Origin of the sequence: Mucilaginibacter psychrotolerans, assembly GCF_004519315.1 — a bacterium.
Taxonomy (GTDB): domain Bacteria; phylum Bacteroidota; class Bacteroidia; order Sphingobacteriales; family Sphingobacteriaceae; genus Mucilaginibacter; species Mucilaginibacter psychrotolerans.
This window is the reverse complement of record NZ_SOZE01000019.1, coordinates 85,912-100,740: the sequence shown is the minus strand read 5'-3', so window position 1 is coordinate 100,740 and position 14,829 is coordinate 85,912. Positions and strand designations below refer to the sequence as shown.

Genomic DNA, 14,829 nt, shown 5'->3' with positions numbered 1-14,829 from the left:
CACCTTATACATGCTGCTACAAAAGCGTTTGCTGTTGTTTATTTCCTTTGCATTATCCATGGCCCTGAGCCAGCGGCTCTGCGCACAATCATTGCTGGGGCGTAGCATCTCCATCCATATCAAAAACAGGCCCGTTGGTTTGATGCTGAAAACCATCGAAGAAAAGGGAAAATTCTACTTTTCTTACAATAGCAACCTGCTCAAAGCCGATAGCCTGGTGAGCCTGGATGCGGATAACTGGACGATAAAGGAAGTGCTGGACAAGTTGTTGATGCGCCGATTCGAATACAAAGAAGCAACGGACTTCATTATATTGCGCTATGCGCCATTACAGCTTAACCTGCTCACGGAAAAAACTGCAACCGAGGGTGAAGAATTTGTGATCAATGGTTTTATAGTCGACGAGCATAGCGGCAAAAAGCTACCTAACGCCAGCGTGTACGAGCGCAACCTATTACAGAGTACCCTTACCGATGCCAATGGTTTTTTTGAATTGAAGTTACGGGATGCAGGAAGCCAGGTGCAGGTCACTATAAGCAAGGAACTGTATAAAGATACCACCATTACTTTCCTGCGCGATGTAGACATACACCGCGTTACCGGCAAAAGCGTATTGTATTATGCTTTGAATGATGACCCCGATGGGATAGAGACCACCTCACTTGGTAAGCTGTTCCTATCTACCAAACAAAAGATACAGGCTGCCAATTTAAAAGGGCTCATCGCCAATGCACCGTTCCAGGCATCGGCCATACCCAACGTAAGTACGCACGGTGCCATGAATGGCCAGATAGTGAACACGGTATCTCTAAATGCCGTAGGCGGTTACAACGCCGGCGTAAACGGTGCCGAGATAGGCATCATATTTAATTTGGATCAGGGTAATGTACGCAGCTTTCAGTTTGCAGGCGCATTTAATGTAGTTGGCGGCAACGTGGGCGGCGTACAAATAGCGGGACTATACAATAACGTATTGGGCAGCGTAAACGCGGTGCAGTTAGCCATAATTCGCAACCGTGTAAAGCAAAATTTAAATGGCGTGCAGGTAAGTTTGTTAAACAGCGTACGCGGCAGGGTATCGGGCGTGCAGGTGGCGCCGTTAGGCAATATCGCCATTAAAAACGTAAATGGCATACAGGTGGCTGCTATAGGCAATGTGGCGGGTAGCAAATTCGAGGGCATACAATTGGGCGGTTTGTTCAATTACGCCAAAAACCTGCGCGGCTTACAGTTGGGGCTAATCAACATTGCCGATACCTCCCGCGGTTTCAGTGTAGGCCTCCTCAACATTGTGCGTAACGGGTACCACAAAGTTACCCTTAGCACCAACGAAACGCTGGATGCCAACCTCACTTTAAAATCGGGCAGCGAGAAATTCTATACCCTTTACACAGGTGGCGCAAGGCTGCGACAAAATGCTAAGATATACGGCATGGGAATGGGCTTCGGAACGGTGCTAGGCCTAAGCAAATGGCTTAATTTTAACCCAGAGCTTAGCAGCCGCTACCTTTACCAGGGCACCTGGCATTATACCAACCTGCTTAACCGTTTTGATGCTAACCTCAATATCAGGCTGGGCAAAGGCATCACGCTCATAGGCGGGCCTTCGGCAAACTTATACTACACGGGTCAGCATAATGCTATCCCGGGCTATGCCCTGCTACAAGATCTGCACCCAAAATTCAATCCCGGTAAAAATGCCAATTGGTTTATGGGATGGAATGTGGGGTTGAATATCTTTTAAATTGACCGTAGAGGCGCAATATTTTGCGTCTCCCTATTAATGAGCATCCGCGCTTGTGGAGAAGCAAATATTGCATCTAAACCGTTAAATATCCCAATACACATCCTTCATAATCCGTTGATTTACCAGCGCACTAATCAATGCTTCTGCGGTGAAATCTCCTGCAATATCGAAACAGGTGCTGCAATAACCATAGCTAACGCTGCAACAGCCCGGTTCAAAATCGAACCTTAACCCACCGAAGCGGCCCGATGTTACCACAATGGTGTCACCATCCAACACCTCGAAAGTTGTGCGCATGATACGCAAAAAACTACACAGGCCTTTGATATGCCGGTGAGCGTGCATTGATCTTATCATCAGCTTTTTAGTATTAACTTTAAGCGACTACGGATGATGGCTTCTTTTGCAAATGCGGGGAGCAGGCCGTTCAATACCACCAAAAAGCGGTTCATCAGGCCGGGGATGATTTCTTTTTTTCCTTTCAGTAACCCATCAATAGCAATCCGGGCCACATCTTCGGCCTCCATAATGGTAGCTTTCGATAGACCTTTGAGGCGGTTGTTCATCACCAGCAATTCGGGTTTGGTGTTGATGCCGCCCGGGCTCAATAAGCTGATGCGCACCTTGCTTCCCGAAAGTTCCAGCTGCAGGCATTTGGTGAAATAACGTATAAACGATTTGGTGGCCCCGTAAACCTGTTTTTTAGGCACCACAAATAAGCCACCAAGGCTGCCTACGTTGAGGATATAAGATGTTGTATCGGTATTGGCCTGCTCTAAAAATAAACGGGTAAGCAGCACAGGTGTAATCACGTTAAGTTCTATCTGCTTTTTATAAAATGCAGTACCCTTATCCTCAAACCACGACCAATTGCCCAGCCCTGCATTGTTGATAAGCATATGCGCCGTAATGCTCTTCAACCCCAGGTGATTGAATATCCCGGGGTAACTTTCGGCGTTGGTAAGATCAGTTTCTATCTCATCAACCCGGATATTGAAATTCTTACGGAGGTAGCTTGCCAACTGCGGCAGTCCCGACCCGGGCAACGAAATCAATACTAAGTTATAATTGCGGCGTGCCAGTTCAATAGCAAATGATTTACCCAGCCCCTCGCTGGCACCGGTTACAATGGCGGTTAATTGTGGCATATATCAGGCTTGTTTTAGGTAGTCTACAGTTTTTTGCATGGCTTGGTCAAATGGGGTAATGCGGTAACCCAACTGGTCGGCCGCTTTTTGGCTACTGTATTTCTGGTTGAAATTGAGGCGGTCGGCAAATTCGGGTAAAAAGAATGGCGGCAGGCCGGTGAGTCTGGTTTTCAGCCATTCTACGCGGCTGTAAAACTTAATCGCTTTTTGCGGCACCCGCAGCATACCATGCTTTATGCCCGATGCCTTGCCAAGGGTGTCGAAGAACTGGTTGAAGCTGATATCTTCGCCGCCGAGGATGTACCGGTTGCCACTTATGCCTTTATCCATGGCGGCAAGGTGCCCGGCCACAACATCGTGCAGGTAGGCATAATTGGAAATTTGCCCGCCATCACCGGGGATGATACGCCATTTACCCCTCAGGTAACCACTCACCATTTTGCCTACCGTATTGCTATCGGTTACCGGCCCCTCGCCAAATACACGCGAGGGGTTCACGGTAACAACATCCAGCCCGCAGGCCACAAATTGTTGCACCTCCAGCTCGGCCAGGTACTTGGTGCGTTCGTAGGCTATGGGGAAACCTACTATACGCGGCTCATCCTCGGTTAGGGGGAAGTTTAAAGTGGGGCCCCAAACCCCGCAGGTACTGGTATAAACAATCTTTTGCACGCCGGCATCCGCCGCTGCTGCAAGCACATTACGGGTGCCGGTAACATTGGCATCATAAAAAGCATCGGGGTTGCGGCTCCACATTTTGGCCAGGGCAGCGGTATGGTACACCTGTGTACAACCCTTTATAGCCTGTTTAAGGGTATCAGGGTACAAAATATCGCCCGTAACGGGTTCTATATTTTTATGCTTTATCAAATAAGGGTGGGCGGTGTTGCGGCAAAGTGCCATTACCCGGTAACCTTTATTGGCCAGGGCCAGGCTAAGCTCGCGCCCTATAAAACCCGTAGCGCCGGTAATTAATATCTTCGTCATACAGCTAATACAATAACCGTAGTGGGTACCCCTATGCCCATACCACAAATTTTTATACGACATTAGCAACCTATCTTTTTTTAAGGCATGCAGGTTACGCTCATATTTCCGCACCAGCTATTCAAACAACACCCCGCTGTTAAGCAGCAGCAGACCGTTTACCTTGTAGAAGAATGGCTGTTTTTTAATCAGTACAGCTTCCATAAAAAAAAGCTGGTACTGCACAGGGCATCTATGCAACAGTATGCTAATTACCTGGACGGCGAGGGTATTACGGTGAATTATATCGAAGCAACCAATCCACTGTGCGACATCCGCAAGCTTATCCCTCACCTGGCGCAGCAGGGCGTAGAAACTGTCCATTACGCCCATGTGGCCGACGACTGGCTGGAAAAACGGCTCAATAGCAGTTGTGGAGAGCATGGCATTCAACCGGTAATATACCGCAGCCCTAACTGGCTCAACCAGGCAGAGGATGTTGCCGATTATTTTGATGGCCGGAAAACGTACTTCCAAACCGATTTTTATGTGGCCCAGCGAAAGCAACGCAACATATTGCTGGAAGGTAACGGCAAACCTATAGGTGGTAAGTGGACCTACGATAGCGACAACCGCCAAAAGTTTCCGAAAGGCGAAACGGCACCCTTGCTAAAGGTACCCGCGGAAAATAAATACGTTACTGATGCTGCCGCGTGGGTAAATAAACATTACCCTGATAATTATGGCAACACAGCATCGCCCTTTGGTAACCTGGGCGGCTTTTACCCGATTGATTTTAACGAGGCAGAAGAGTGGTTGGATAACTTTTTGATGCAGCGGTTCGCCGGCTTTGGCATTTACGAGGATGCCATGGTATCGGGCGAATGCTTCCTGTACCATTCGGTACTTACGCCCATGCTCAATATCGGTTTACTGAACCCGCAGCAAGTAATAGATAAGGCCTTGCAGGCCGCAGTGGAATACGATGTTCCGCTGAATTCGCTCGAAGGTTTCATCAGGCAAATAATGGGCTGGCGCGAATTTATCCATATCGTTTACCAACGCGAGCATGTAAAGCAGCGCACGCGCAATTATTGGGGTTTTACGCGCAAAATACCCGAGGCTTTCTGGAAAGGCGAAACGGGTATTGCCCCGGTTGATACTGTTATCAAACGCGTGCTCCATACGGGGTATTCACATCATATCGAAAGGTTGATGGTGATGGGCAATTTTATGCTGCTTTGCGAGTTCGACCCAAACCACGTTTACCGCTGGTTTATGGAAATGTATATAGATGCCTACGATTGGGTAATGGTACCCAATACCTACGGCATGACCCAATTTGCCGACGGCGGACTGATGACCACCAAGCCCTATATTAGCGGGAGCAACTACCTGCTAAAAATGGGCAATTGGCCTAAAGGGCCATGGCAAGATACCTGGGACGGCCTTTTCTGGCGTTTTATGCACAAGCACCGCAACTTTTTCCTGGCCAACCCCAGGCTGGGCATGCTGGTGAAAATGTTTGATAAGATGCCGGAAGAGAAAAAACAAACTCACCTTGACAATGCCGAAGCTTTTCTGACTAAACTGGATAAAATGAATGGATTAAAAACAGACGATATTTAACAGTCCTTTTATCGCACATTCAGTTCCTCAAAGGCAACGCGGCAAGCCCTACGGATATCATTGGCACACGCATCAATATTTAACCCTTGCTAAACTTTTCGGCGGTTTTTAATTGCGAGTTAGGTATTTTTTGCTTTTTATTTTGAAATGCCGTAAATAAGTCCCACTTTTATAATTACTAACTGTAAACCAAAGCTTTGGCAAACTCTTTTACTATATTCCTTTTGCTTACCGCTGCCTTATTGATGGGCGAGCGGTTGTTTGCCGCTGTGGGTAGTGGGCCTTTTGTTGCCTGCTCAATTGTTCCGCAAAAATTTGTACATGTTGATGTACAGTCAAATATATTAACCCACCCAATTAAAGGCCTTATGCATCCATCGGTTGCATTTACCAGCCTTACCCAATCCAATTTTCTTGCCCGGGGGGCGCCTGTAAGGGGCTATTTCCTATTATGCTGAATAAATAAAGCATTTGATGTATCCCTTTTTTCATGGTAGTCCTGCGTGGCGGTAACTTAAACATACCTCCGTGCTTTGCTTTGGCATATCCGTAATATGTTACAGATAAACCTTAAGCTGTTTGCTGCTATCTATCAGCCGGCAGCTTAGCAACATTACCCAACATGAAAAACATTATAAAATGTGCCGTAGCGGCTGTGCTTTTAATAGGCGTAGCCATAGGCATGATATCCTTTAGCCGAAAATCGGGCTCGCACCAGGAGATGGTGAATTTACTGAGCCAACTATCTAAAGAGAACTATAACCAAAAAAATTCGTTTTGCCCCGAGGTGAAATACGCCGCGCTTGATTCCATACTGAAAGCCGGAGGACTTGACAGGAACCTTGACGTACTGTACTCCAAAGCCGAGCTGGCTTTAGAAGTAGGCAAGGAACAGGAATCCGTAGATGCCTACAATTATTTGGTAAACCACGTAGATTACATGGCGCTTAACCAGATTATGCCCGATGTGGGCATCGCTTTTATGCGCCTGGGAGAGCGGACCAACTGCATGCTCAACCACACGGGCTCATCGTGCATATTTCCCATTAAGGGCGATGGTGTGCACATACAGCAAACCGGGTCCAAAAAAGCCATCGATACCTACCAGGCCGTGCTGAAAGCCAACCCAAGCGACCTGCAATCGCGCTGGCTGCTCAACATCGCTTACATGACGCTGGGGCAATACCCACAAGCAGTGCCCAAACAGTTCCTGATATCTGGGCTTGATGCTGACGAGGGCCAACGCCTGAAACCTTTTGTCGACGTGGCAAGTGGGCTCGATCTTAATATCAATGGCCGGGCCGGCGGTGTTATTGCCGACGACTTCAACAACGATGGCTATATCGATATCGTAACCTCTGGTTGGGATTTGCAGGACCCGATGCATTATTTCCAAAATAATAAAGACGGGACTTTTAGCAACCTTACCGAGAGCAGCGGGCTCACCGGCATTACCGGCGGCCTCAACATTCAGCAAACCGATTACAATAACGACGGCAAGCTGGATATTTTCGTACTACGCGGGGCCTGGCTTACCAACGGTTTCGGCAATCAACCATCATCGCTGCTGCGCAATAATGGCGATGGCACCTTTACCGATGTTACCACCGAAGCCGGGCTGCTTTACTTCCACCCTACCCAAACCGCAACCTGGGCCGATTTCAACAACGATGGCTGGGTAGATGTGTTCATCGGTGCAGAAAACCTGCCCACGGCTATCGAAGGCGGCCAGCATCGGTGCATGCTATACATCAACAACCAAAACGGCACGTTTACCAATATTGCCGCCAAAGCACATTGCGATGTCGCCGAGTTTGTAAAAGGCGTTACGTCTGCCGATTATGACCATGACGGGCTGCCGGACGTGTTCCTGTCTACCATGAACGGCAACAAGCACCTGTTAAAAAATATAACTAAGCCCGGAGGCATGGTAGATTTTAAGGATGTTAGCGCCGAAGCAGGCCTCGCCGATAACCACGAACGCAGCTTTACCACCTGGTTTTTCGATTACGATAACGATGGCTGGCAGGATATTGTGGTAAGCGATTATAATTTCACCACCAGCCTGGGCTATTATTCCGCAGCTGCTGCTATGGGTAAACCTGTGCCGCATGCGGGTAACGTGTTCCTATACCATAACAACCACAATGGTAAGTTTACTGATGTTACAGTTGAGGCTGGTTTAGATAAGGTAGTGTTTAGCATGGGCGGCAATTTTGGCGACATTGATAACGATGGCTACCCGGATATGTACTTCGGCACCGGTAACCCCGATTTTAAATCGCTCGTACCCAATAAGCTGTTCAGGAATGTAGGCGGCAAGCGTTTTGCCGACGTAACTACCTCCTCGCGCCTGGGCAACCTGCAAAAAGGGCATGGCATCGCCTTTGCCGATTTCCGCAACACCGGCATACAGGATATTTATGCCGAAATGGGCGGGGCCTACAAAGGCGACTCGTACACCAGTTCGTTATACATGAACCCCGGCCAGAGCGACAATAACTGGATAAGTCTGAAGTTGGAGGGCGTAAAAGCCAACAAAGCGGCTATCGGCAGCCACATTAAACTAACCTTTACCGAAAACGGCATCAAACGCCGTGTTTACCGCGATGTAAACTCGGGAGGCAGCTTCGGATCATCGCCCCTACAACAGGAAATCGGCATAGGCCAGGCCACCGTTATAGACGAATTGGAGATAACCTGGGCAGGCAGCAAAACCGTGCAGCGTTTTAAGAACATTAACCCTAACCAGTTTTTGGATATAACCGAGGGGATAGACCTGTTAAAGCCTAAACAACTTACAAAACTCACTTATAAAAACAAGAAAGGAGTGGCCGTATGCATGCCTGCCATGGCGGGCTCAAAACAAGACTAACACATTAATAGCAAGATTGTTAAAGTAACAGTCTGCTATTTTTTTTCAAAAAACAATCTTAATTTTATAAAATTATAAACCTGCAAAATCCATAATATCATGAAAAAAATTATGTTAATCTGCTGCCTGTTTTTAGGCGTAAGCATCGCGGCAAGCGCACAGAGCCGCCCGGGAACATCCGACCCTGTTGAAAAAGCGAAAGAATTGCAACAGCAGTTGAAGCTTACCGATAAGCAAACCGCTCAGATTGCCGCTATCTACACCGATTCGGCAGAGAAATTCGATAAGATAAAAACCGAGCAAAAAGGCAACAATGATAAAATGCTGGTGGCTATACGCCCGCTGCGCGCTGCTACTGTTAAAAAAATAAAAGCAGTATTAACAACCGCCCAGGCTGCCAAATACGAAAAAATGGTAAGCGGCAAGGATAAAGCCAGCACCGGCTGGAGCGACGGCTGGAGCTCTACCGCTTCTAACTAAGCTTTACCTAAAGCATAAGCAACAAGCCGCCATCGTTCCAAACGGGGCGGCTTTTCTATTGTTACCCGGCGGCGAAATAAACTTTCATGAAATTTTGAAAGTTAAAAAACATGTTTATATTTGTATATGCAATTACCTGAGGCAAAAGGCAAATTTATTGAAGCATGGGGCAAGTTAGGTTCTGAATGGGGCATTAACCGTACCATGGCGCAAGTACATGCCTTGCTGCTGGTTAGCCCCGCCGCGCTCACTACGGAAGAGATTATGGAGGAGTTGAAGATATCGCGCGGCAACGCCAACATGACCCTACGCGATCTGATCAATTGGGGCCTGGTAGAGAAACAGCACAAAGCAGGCGAACGCAAAGAATACTTTTTTGCTGACAAAGACACCTGGAACATAGCCCGCCAGGTAGCCAAAGAACGCCGCAAACGCGAGCTGGATCCCATTATTAAAATACTGGATGAACTGAGCAAAGTAGAAGGCGACAGCAAAGATGAGGCCTTTAAAACCTTCAATAAATCGGTTACGGATATCAATAAGCTAGCCAAAAACGTAGATAAAACTTTGGAAACGATGCTAAAGGCCGAAGAGAACTGGTTTTGGAAATCTATCTTTAAAATGTTTAAGTAGGTTTTAATAAAAATTTGAAATCTACTTAAACCTGGGCTCATATCCTTTTTAGCGACTTATGGCTCTTCAATCATTGCCAGCCCCCCAGGAAACTGGGAACTATGATCATTTTATCGCTCAATGAGTAGCTTGTAATAGCTCATTAGGTTTTACAGATCCATCGCCTCACCGCAGTTATAATCCCCAATACTTTAATATCCTTCTAACAAGCTCGAAAATAATAGCAGCAAGCATAATAGCGCCAAAAAAAAATTGGAGCGCATTTTCGTATTTTCTGTTTCTAACGGGCATTGAAGGAAAGGAATTCTATGTTAAAATGCGAACACTTCTATCGCTGTAGCGTCCTTGTAAATCAATCAGCACTTCATTTTTCAAGTCGGTAAAATCGCTTATTGCATTTATAACAAATAAAACGCTTTAAAGGCAGCCAAAACAAAACAGACCTGACAATACCGCCTCGCGGAGTACGGTCTACATCTGCTGATTGACAATAAGTACATTTTCCGGTTAATTCTCTGATTCTACGAGTTTTTATATTCGATTGTTGTACAATTTCCATTATGTAGATCAAAACAGGGATTTAAGTTTATCCCAAGTAAGGGGTTTAGTAACAAATTCTTTTACGAATGGATGCGCCCGCGCTTTATTCTTTTCATTTGTATCTATGGAGGAAGAAACAATAATAACACTTGAATCAAATGGATATGTTTCCAACTCCCTGAGAAACGACCAGGCATCAATTTCGGGCATATTAATATCAAGAAATATTAAATCAGGCTTATTTAAATAGATATAATCCAAAGCCTTTTGCGGATCATGAAAATCATAAATAGCCGCATTTTTTTTATACCTTGACAGCATCATTTTATGTAACTTATTGACAATTAAATCATCATCAACTATTACGATATGCTCTGCGGTAACTTTTTTATAAATAAAAGCTTCATCCAAATCTATTTTTGGACTAATCATGCCATTAAGTAACAGGATAATATTATTTAATTTCTCTGCTTCTGAATAAATATTACCTAATAACTCTTTTATGTTAAGTTCAGATTTAGAATTTAAGCCCGCGTGATTCTCAAAATTTGCTAAACTGAGAATGTTGCTGATAGGGGCCCTTAATTCGTGCGATGTGAATTTGGAATAGCTTTTGAGGTATTCATTTTGAGGTGAAATTAAATCTGATGAGATCATGAAAACCACGTAGCAAATTTCTTCGTTTGTATAAATCGGAGAAAGCAGTACACTGATTTTTGACGAGTTTACGAGATTTTTGTTAACAACAATTGTGTCAGTATTATCTATATTGCTGATTAACCATTTATCTATTACTTCCGAAACATATAAGGCTAACACAGGTGAAAATATTTCTACGATATTTTGCCCAATTTGTGGAATGTCCTTCATAAAGTACGAAAAGCGACTTGGGGTGTTGAAGTGAAAAGAAACAATATTTTTAAGCTTATTAACTACAAAATATGATACATTATCACTATTACCTTTAACGTAATCCTGCATAAACGCTGGTTTCGGTATTCTTATTGAATAATTAATTTAATTAACACTTTAGTGGTATCAGCTTACGAAATCAGCTTTCGTTTTAACACACGTAAAATAAGTAATAGTTTATTGCAAATGCAAGAAATACTGTCAAAAAAAGAAATTGGGTTGCGCATTAAATCACTAAGGGAAAAAGAATCTCATTCTCAGGAATTTATGGCAGAAAAGCTCGGCATATCACGAAGTAACTACTCCCAGATTGAGATTGGAAATCAGTATCCCACGTTTCAATCACTAAGTATAATTGCCAGTTTTTATAGCAAAAGTTTCGATTGGTTTATTCACGGAATAGATAGCAACCAATCTGCGACCACTTCTTTCGCCCCAAAAGAAGCATATACTATTTCTCAGCCGCTATCAACTAAAACCGTGTTGGTAGATGAAAATACTATTTATATAAAGAATTGCCGGTCGTTGCAGTATTTGGAAAATCTATCACCTTTTGAAAGGCCATCAACTATGGCCGGGAATGACGGACTTTATAGGGCATTCTCTTTTAAAAAGCAAATGCTTAACTATGTTTTTCCTGATGATATTATAGTTGGGCGGGCAGTTGAAAATTATGATGAGATAGCACCCGATCAGATCTATATCATTGTAACACATGTTGATATATTACTCTGCTATATCAACGATATATCCGCAGAAGCTTCGATGCTCAATTGCAGAACTGACCAACTATTGCGCCCTAAATTTCAATTACACACAAGTGATATACAAGAAATTTGGGTTGCTGTAGAAAAATATTCAACTAAAATTCAGCCAATTAGTACTAATTGGGCAGGTGCACATAATTCCATAGAGGCATTAATTCAGAGTCTCAAAAAAGAGGTGGCAATGCTCAAAAAATTAAAAAAGTAGTAATTAGGTACGCACCAGTTAAAAGTATGTTAACGTTACAGAAGACTGAAAGGATAGCCCCTAATTTTCATTGTCCTTGATTGTTGATTAGTTCTTCAGCTTTTTATATTGATACATGTCTGTTAACACAGATCAGGGGGCTTTCCTTTTTTCTTCCTTGTCGTTTATAAATTCGGTTAGTTCATGTATAAATTCGTCCAGTGAGGTTGCCGACCGCTTAAGATAAATAATCATCTCGCGCAGCTGCACAGGCGAATTAAGAAATCCGCCGATAATACTGGTTATACCCAATATATTGGCCACCGGCAAGCGCACCTTATGCGAAGTGATGAACATCATCTCCTCCATGCTTTTTACATACTGCTGTAAGTATTCTTCGGTATTCTTTAACTCCCGGTAAGCGGCCACCAGTTCACCTGCCCGTTTTTCCTTTTCCTTGTTTTGAAAGGCCAACTCCTTATTGGCAACAATTAATTCTGCTGCCCTTGCTTCTTTCTCATCATTCTGAAAAATAAGTTCTTTGTTTGCAAGAATGAGTTCTTCAGCCCGTTTGCTTTTTTCATCACGCTGATAGGCGAGTTCTTTATTAGCTATAACGAGCTCGGCGGCGCGGGCTTCTTTTTCATCGTTTTGGTAAGCAAGTTCTTTGTTGGCTATGGCCAACTCTGCCGCGCGTGCGTCCTTCTCGTTGTTCTGAAAAGCCAACTCTTTATTTGCGGCAAGCAATTCTGCTGCGCGCTTTTTTTTCTCTTTGTTTTGAAAGGCCAGTTCTTTGGTTGCTATCAATAATTCATAAGTCGCTTTTTTGATATCCATTTTTGTATCGGCTGAAAATTAAGATGAACAAATGCACAGGGGGACGGGCATTTCAATAAAATGTAAAGGCAATATTGCTGCGGGGGCTACGGCGTATATAGTTACCTTTTATTTAGGAGTAAAGTAAATAACTAATGCGTATAGCAATACCACACATTCTTCGTTCCCGTGAGCACTCTTCGGCTCAAAATTCATATTGTAAAAATTAAAACCCAACAACTTGTAAGGTTTTGGTGCAATGCCGACAAACAGCTCAAACACCAATTAATGATGAAAGAGATAATAGTAGGCTGCCTGGTTTTGTGCGCCATCATTGTTTTGGCTTCCTGCGGAAAATACAACAGTTCTAACGACGCGGTAAGCACGTCAGGTTCAGTACCTCAATCGCTCACCATTTCGGTAGATAAAACCGCATTACCGCCGACGGCGTAGACCATGTAACATTTACCGTAAAGGATGCCAATAACGTTGATGTTACCTCGTTCACCAGCTTCCTTATCAACGGAGAAGAAATACTGGTGAATGTTTTTGCAACCAACTTACCTGGCAGCTACCAGGTTAAAGCCCAAAACGGCAATTTTGTTTCGGCAACCATTAACATTATTGCCGAAAATGGCGCAAAATCGGTATTCACGCAAAAAACAATAGCCGAGTTTTTTACGGGAACCTGGTGCGGCATCTGCCCGGGCACACTCATCCCGCTGGATAACTACACAGCGGCCAACACATCAACTATAATGGTTGGTATCCATGGTCCGGTACAAAAGTGTTGTGGAAGGAGGCCTGCACGATAATGTGAAAGCAAATATTGTGGTGCTGAGCGCGCAATATAAATATTCTAAAAGGAACTCCATCCGGTACGAAATACAAAACCTATTCACCAAACAAGATGATGGCAATTGGTTTGCATCGGTGGTAGAATTTGGCTTTGCGCCTAAATATGCTTTTTACCTAAGCGACCTTTACAACTACGGCGTAACTAAAATACATTACCCAAATTTTGGCGGCAGCTACCGCAAAGGTGGTAGCAGGTTTTCGCTTAGCTACGGGCGGCAGCGGGCGGGGCTATTTTGCGTAGGGGGTATTTGCCGTTTTGTACCGGCAGCAACGGGTATTACCGCTACGCTCACGACAACGCTGGGCAAATAAAATACTGGGCTGCCGGTTTATCTTAAGCCGGCAGCCATTTCATAGGTTTTCTCGCGCAGGTAGGGTAGCATATTGCATTTATCGCCTTGCTGCGGCACATCGCCGGGCATTATCGGCTGGCCTATCTTTACATATAATTTGTGCCCGCGTTTATTGAACAATTGCGAGAAAAGCATAATAGTTTGCAACGACGGGTGTATATACCTGGCAAGGCTAAAAAGCAGGCCATTGTTACCGTGAAAATAAACCGGCACTATGGGTTGATTAGCTTTGGCGATGATCTTACCCACCACCGGGTGCCATTCCTTATCTGTTATCTGCCGCCTTTTAAGGCAAAATGAAGACACCTCCCCAGCCGGGAAAATAGCCACGGGCACCCCATCCTTCAAAACTTTGAGCGTCGTCTTTAAGCCGCTGATGCTGGATGCGTCCTTTATATTTTCGAAGGGGTTTACGGCGATGATATGATCTGCCAGGTTAGGCACTTTCTTCAACAGAAAGTTGCCCATAAACATGGTCTCGGGCCGCTTTTTCACAAGGATACTCAACAAAGCCAATGATTCTATGGCCCCATAGGGATGGTTGGCCACGGTAATAAATGCACCATTGGCCGGTATGTTGCCCAGGCTTTCCTGGTCTATAACCAGCGTTACACCTAATGTTTTAAACAAATGGTCGGCAAAGGCTACACCCTTTAAAGCTTCTGCGTTTTCCATCATTGTGTTAAAGGCATCTATCTTCAACACGTTCATTAAAAATGACACGAGTAACGGCTGGCCATTGATGCCTGCTGCTTTAGAAAAATCTGCTTTGGAAATAGCCGGCATTTGATTTGAGATAAAACGTAAAGGTATGTAACGGGTATTAACCGAAGGTATCGGTACTATTAAGTCGGCCTACAACTATTGCAGAAATCTTGATAAGCCGCATAATTATTTGGTTAATTAATTGTTACCATTAAG

At 44.6% G+C, this 14,829-nt stretch carries 15 protein-coding genes; 9 read left to right on the top strand and 6 right to left on the bottom strand.

Translation table 11 applies throughout. The features are described 5' to 3' along the window. Positions 1 to 10 precede the first annotated feature (10 nt). Positions 11 to 1,744, top strand: a complete 1,734-nt coding sequence (locus tag E2R66_RS17935) for a peptidase associated/transthyretin-like domain-containing protein (protein ID WP_133233077.1) — start codon at positions 11 to 13, stop codon at positions 1,742 to 1,744. An 84-nt stretch (positions 1,745 to 1,828) separates the two neighbouring features. Here E2R66_RS17935 and E2R66_RS17930 read toward each other — a convergent pair whose 3' ends face one another. From E2R66_RS17930 to E2R66_RS17920, 3 genes are read right to left on the bottom strand one after another with little or no spacing between them, the layout of a single operon-like run. Further along, a complete protein-coding gene (locus E2R66_RS17930; RefSeq protein WP_133233075.1) occupies positions 1,829 to 2,044 on the bottom strand; it encodes a hypothetical protein in 216 nt (71 codons plus the stop codon). Between the two features lie 59 nt (positions 2,045 to 2,103). Beyond that, positions 2,104 to 2,895, bottom strand: a complete 792-nt coding sequence (locus tag E2R66_RS17925; RefSeq protein ID WP_133233073.1) for an SDR family NAD(P)-dependent oxidoreductase — start codon at positions 2,893 to 2,895, stop codon at positions 2,104 to 2,106. Positions 2,896 to 2,898: 3 nt separating this feature from the next. Next, a complete protein-coding gene (locus tag E2R66_RS17920; protein ID WP_158288441.1) occupies positions 2,899 to 3,882 on the bottom strand; it encodes an NAD-dependent epimerase/dehydratase family protein in 984 nt (327 codons plus the stop codon). 87 nt (positions 3,883 to 3,969) lie between these two features. On the opposite strand from E2R66_RS17920, the gene E2R66_RS17915 reads away from it, so the two are divergent. The 4 genes from E2R66_RS17915 (at position 3,970) to E2R66_RS17900 (ending at position 9,478) form a co-directional block, all read left to right on the top strand. After that, positions 3,970 to 5,490, top strand: a complete 1,521-nt coding sequence (locus E2R66_RS17915) for a cryptochrome/photolyase family protein (RefSeq protein ID WP_133233069.1) — start codon at positions 3,970 to 3,972, stop codon at positions 5,488 to 5,490. A gap of 622 nt (positions 5,491 to 6,112) precedes the next feature. Continuing rightward, a complete protein-coding gene (locus E2R66_RS17910) occupies positions 6,113 to 8,365 on the top strand; it encodes a CRTAC1 family protein (RefSeq protein WP_133233066.1) in 2,253 nt (750 codons plus the stop codon). A 99-nt stretch (positions 8,366 to 8,464) separates the two neighbouring features. Then, a complete protein-coding gene (locus tag E2R66_RS17905; RefSeq protein ID WP_133233063.1) occupies positions 8,465 to 8,845 on the top strand; it encodes a hypothetical protein in 381 nt (126 codons plus the stop codon). Positions 8,846 to 8,971: 126 nt separating this feature from the next. Next, a complete protein-coding gene (locus E2R66_RS17900; protein ID WP_133233061.1) occupies positions 8,972 to 9,478 on the top strand; it encodes a GbsR/MarR family transcriptional regulator in 507 nt (168 codons plus the stop codon). A 567-nt stretch (positions 9,479 to 10,045) separates the two neighbouring features. On the opposite strand, the gene E2R66_RS17895 is transcribed toward E2R66_RS17900, so the two are convergent. Then, complete coding sequence (locus E2R66_RS17895; protein ID WP_133233058.1) at positions 10,046 to 10,999, bottom strand: ATP-binding response regulator; 954 nt, start codon at positions 10,997 to 10,999, stop codon at positions 10,046 to 10,048. A gap of 117 nt (positions 11,000 to 11,116) precedes the next feature. On the opposite strand from E2R66_RS17895, the gene E2R66_RS17890 reads away from it, so the two are divergent. Next, positions 11,117 to 11,902: a helix-turn-helix domain-containing protein gene (locus E2R66_RS17890; RefSeq protein ID WP_133233055.1), complete on the top strand. Its 786-nt coding sequence runs from the start codon at positions 11,117 to 11,119 to the stop codon at positions 11,900 to 11,902. A gap of 132 nt (positions 11,903 to 12,034) precedes the next feature. Here E2R66_RS17890 and E2R66_RS28820 read toward each other — a convergent pair whose 3' ends face one another. Then, positions 12,035 to 12,718: a diguanylate cyclase gene (locus tag E2R66_RS28820; RefSeq protein ID WP_204985947.1), complete on the bottom strand. Its 684-nt coding sequence runs from the start codon at positions 12,716 to 12,718 to the stop codon at positions 12,035 to 12,037. A 267-nt stretch (positions 12,719 to 12,985) separates the two neighbouring features. Between E2R66_RS28820 and E2R66_RS28410 the strand changes: the two genes are divergently transcribed. The 3 genes from E2R66_RS28410 (at position 12,986) to E2R66_RS17875 (ending at position 13,867) form a co-directional block, all read left to right on the top strand. Beyond that, on the top strand, positions 12,986 to 13,150 hold the full coding sequence (locus E2R66_RS28410) for a hypothetical protein (RefSeq protein WP_158288440.1): 165 nt from the start codon (positions 12,986 to 12,988) through the stop codon (positions 13,148 to 13,150). Between the two features lie 86 nt (positions 13,151 to 13,236). Beyond that, the gene (locus E2R66_RS17880; protein WP_133233052.1) at positions 13,237 to 13,512 is read left to right on the top strand and encodes a hypothetical protein; all 276 of its coding nucleotides are present in this window, start codon (positions 13,237 to 13,239) and stop codon (positions 13,510 to 13,512) included. After that, entirely contained in the window at positions 13,469 to 13,867 is a 399-nt protein-coding gene (locus E2R66_RS17875) for a DUF6029 family protein (protein WP_158288439.1), read from the top strand. Before E2R66_RS17880 ends, E2R66_RS17875 begins: the two co-directional genes overlap by 44 nt. A gap of 17 nt (positions 13,868 to 13,884) precedes the next feature. Here the strand turns inward: E2R66_RS17875 and E2R66_RS17870 are convergent, their stop codons facing one another. After that, the gene (locus E2R66_RS17870) at positions 13,885 to 14,694 is read right to left on the bottom strand and encodes a lysophospholipid acyltransferase family protein (RefSeq protein WP_133233047.1); all 810 of its coding nucleotides are present in this window, start codon (positions 14,692 to 14,694) and stop codon (positions 13,885 to 13,887) included. Positions 14,695 to 14,829 lie beyond the last annotated feature (135 nt).

What these genes read in the sequence shown, in the direction of transcription:
- E2R66_RS17910 (WP_133233066.1), top strand. Translation starts at nt 6,113, where the DNA reads ATGAAAAACATTATAAAATGTGCCGTAGCGGCTGTGCTTTTAATAGGC.
- E2R66_RS17920 (WP_158288441.1), bottom strand. Translation starts at nt 3,882, where the DNA reads ATGACGAAGATATTAATTACCGGCGCTACGGGTTTTATAGGGCGCGAG.
- E2R66_RS17925 (WP_133233073.1), bottom strand. Translation starts at nt 2,895, where the DNA reads ATGCCACAATTAACCGCCATTGTAACCGGTGCCAGCGAGGGGCTGGGT.
- E2R66_RS17890 (WP_133233055.1), top strand. Translation starts at nt 11,117, where the DNA reads ATGCAAGAAATACTGTCAAAAAAAGAAATTGGGTTGCGCATTAAATCA.
- E2R66_RS17915 (WP_133233069.1), top strand. Translation starts at nt 3,970, where the DNA reads ATGCAGGTTACGCTCATATTTCCGCACCAGCTATTCAAACAACACCCC.
- E2R66_RS17875 (WP_158288439.1), top strand. Translation starts at nt 13,469, where the DNA reads ATGGTCCGGTACAAAAGTGTTGTGGAAGGAGGCCTGCACGATAATGTG.
- E2R66_RS17930 (WP_133233075.1), bottom strand. Translation starts at nt 2,044, where the DNA reads ATGCGCACAACTTTCGAGGTGTTGGATGGTGACACCATTGTGGTAACA.
- E2R66_RS17870 (WP_133233047.1), bottom strand. Translation starts at nt 14,694, where the DNA reads ATGCCGGCTATTTCCAAAGCAGATTTTTCTAAAGCAGCAGGCATCAAT.
- E2R66_RS28410 (WP_158288440.1), top strand. Translation starts at nt 12,986, where the DNA reads ATGATGAAAGAGATAATAGTAGGCTGCCTGGTTTTGTGCGCCATCATT.
- E2R66_RS17900 (WP_133233061.1), top strand. Translation starts at nt 8,972, where the DNA reads ATGCAATTACCTGAGGCAAAAGGCAAATTTATTGAAGCATGGGGCAAG.
- E2R66_RS17905 (WP_133233063.1), top strand. Translation starts at nt 8,465, where the DNA reads ATGAAAAAAATTATGTTAATCTGCTGCCTGTTTTTAGGCGTAAGCATC.
- E2R66_RS17935 (WP_133233077.1), top strand. Translation starts at nt 11, where the DNA reads ATGCTGCTACAAAAGCGTTTGCTGTTGTTTATTTCCTTTGCATTATCC.
- E2R66_RS28820 (WP_204985947.1), bottom strand. Translation starts at nt 12,718, where the DNA reads ATGGATATCAAAAAAGCGACTTATGAATTATTGATAGCAACCAAAGAA.
- E2R66_RS17895 (WP_133233058.1), bottom strand. Translation starts at nt 10,999, where the DNA reads ATGCAGGATTACGTTAAAGGTAATAGTGATAATGTATCATATTTTGTA.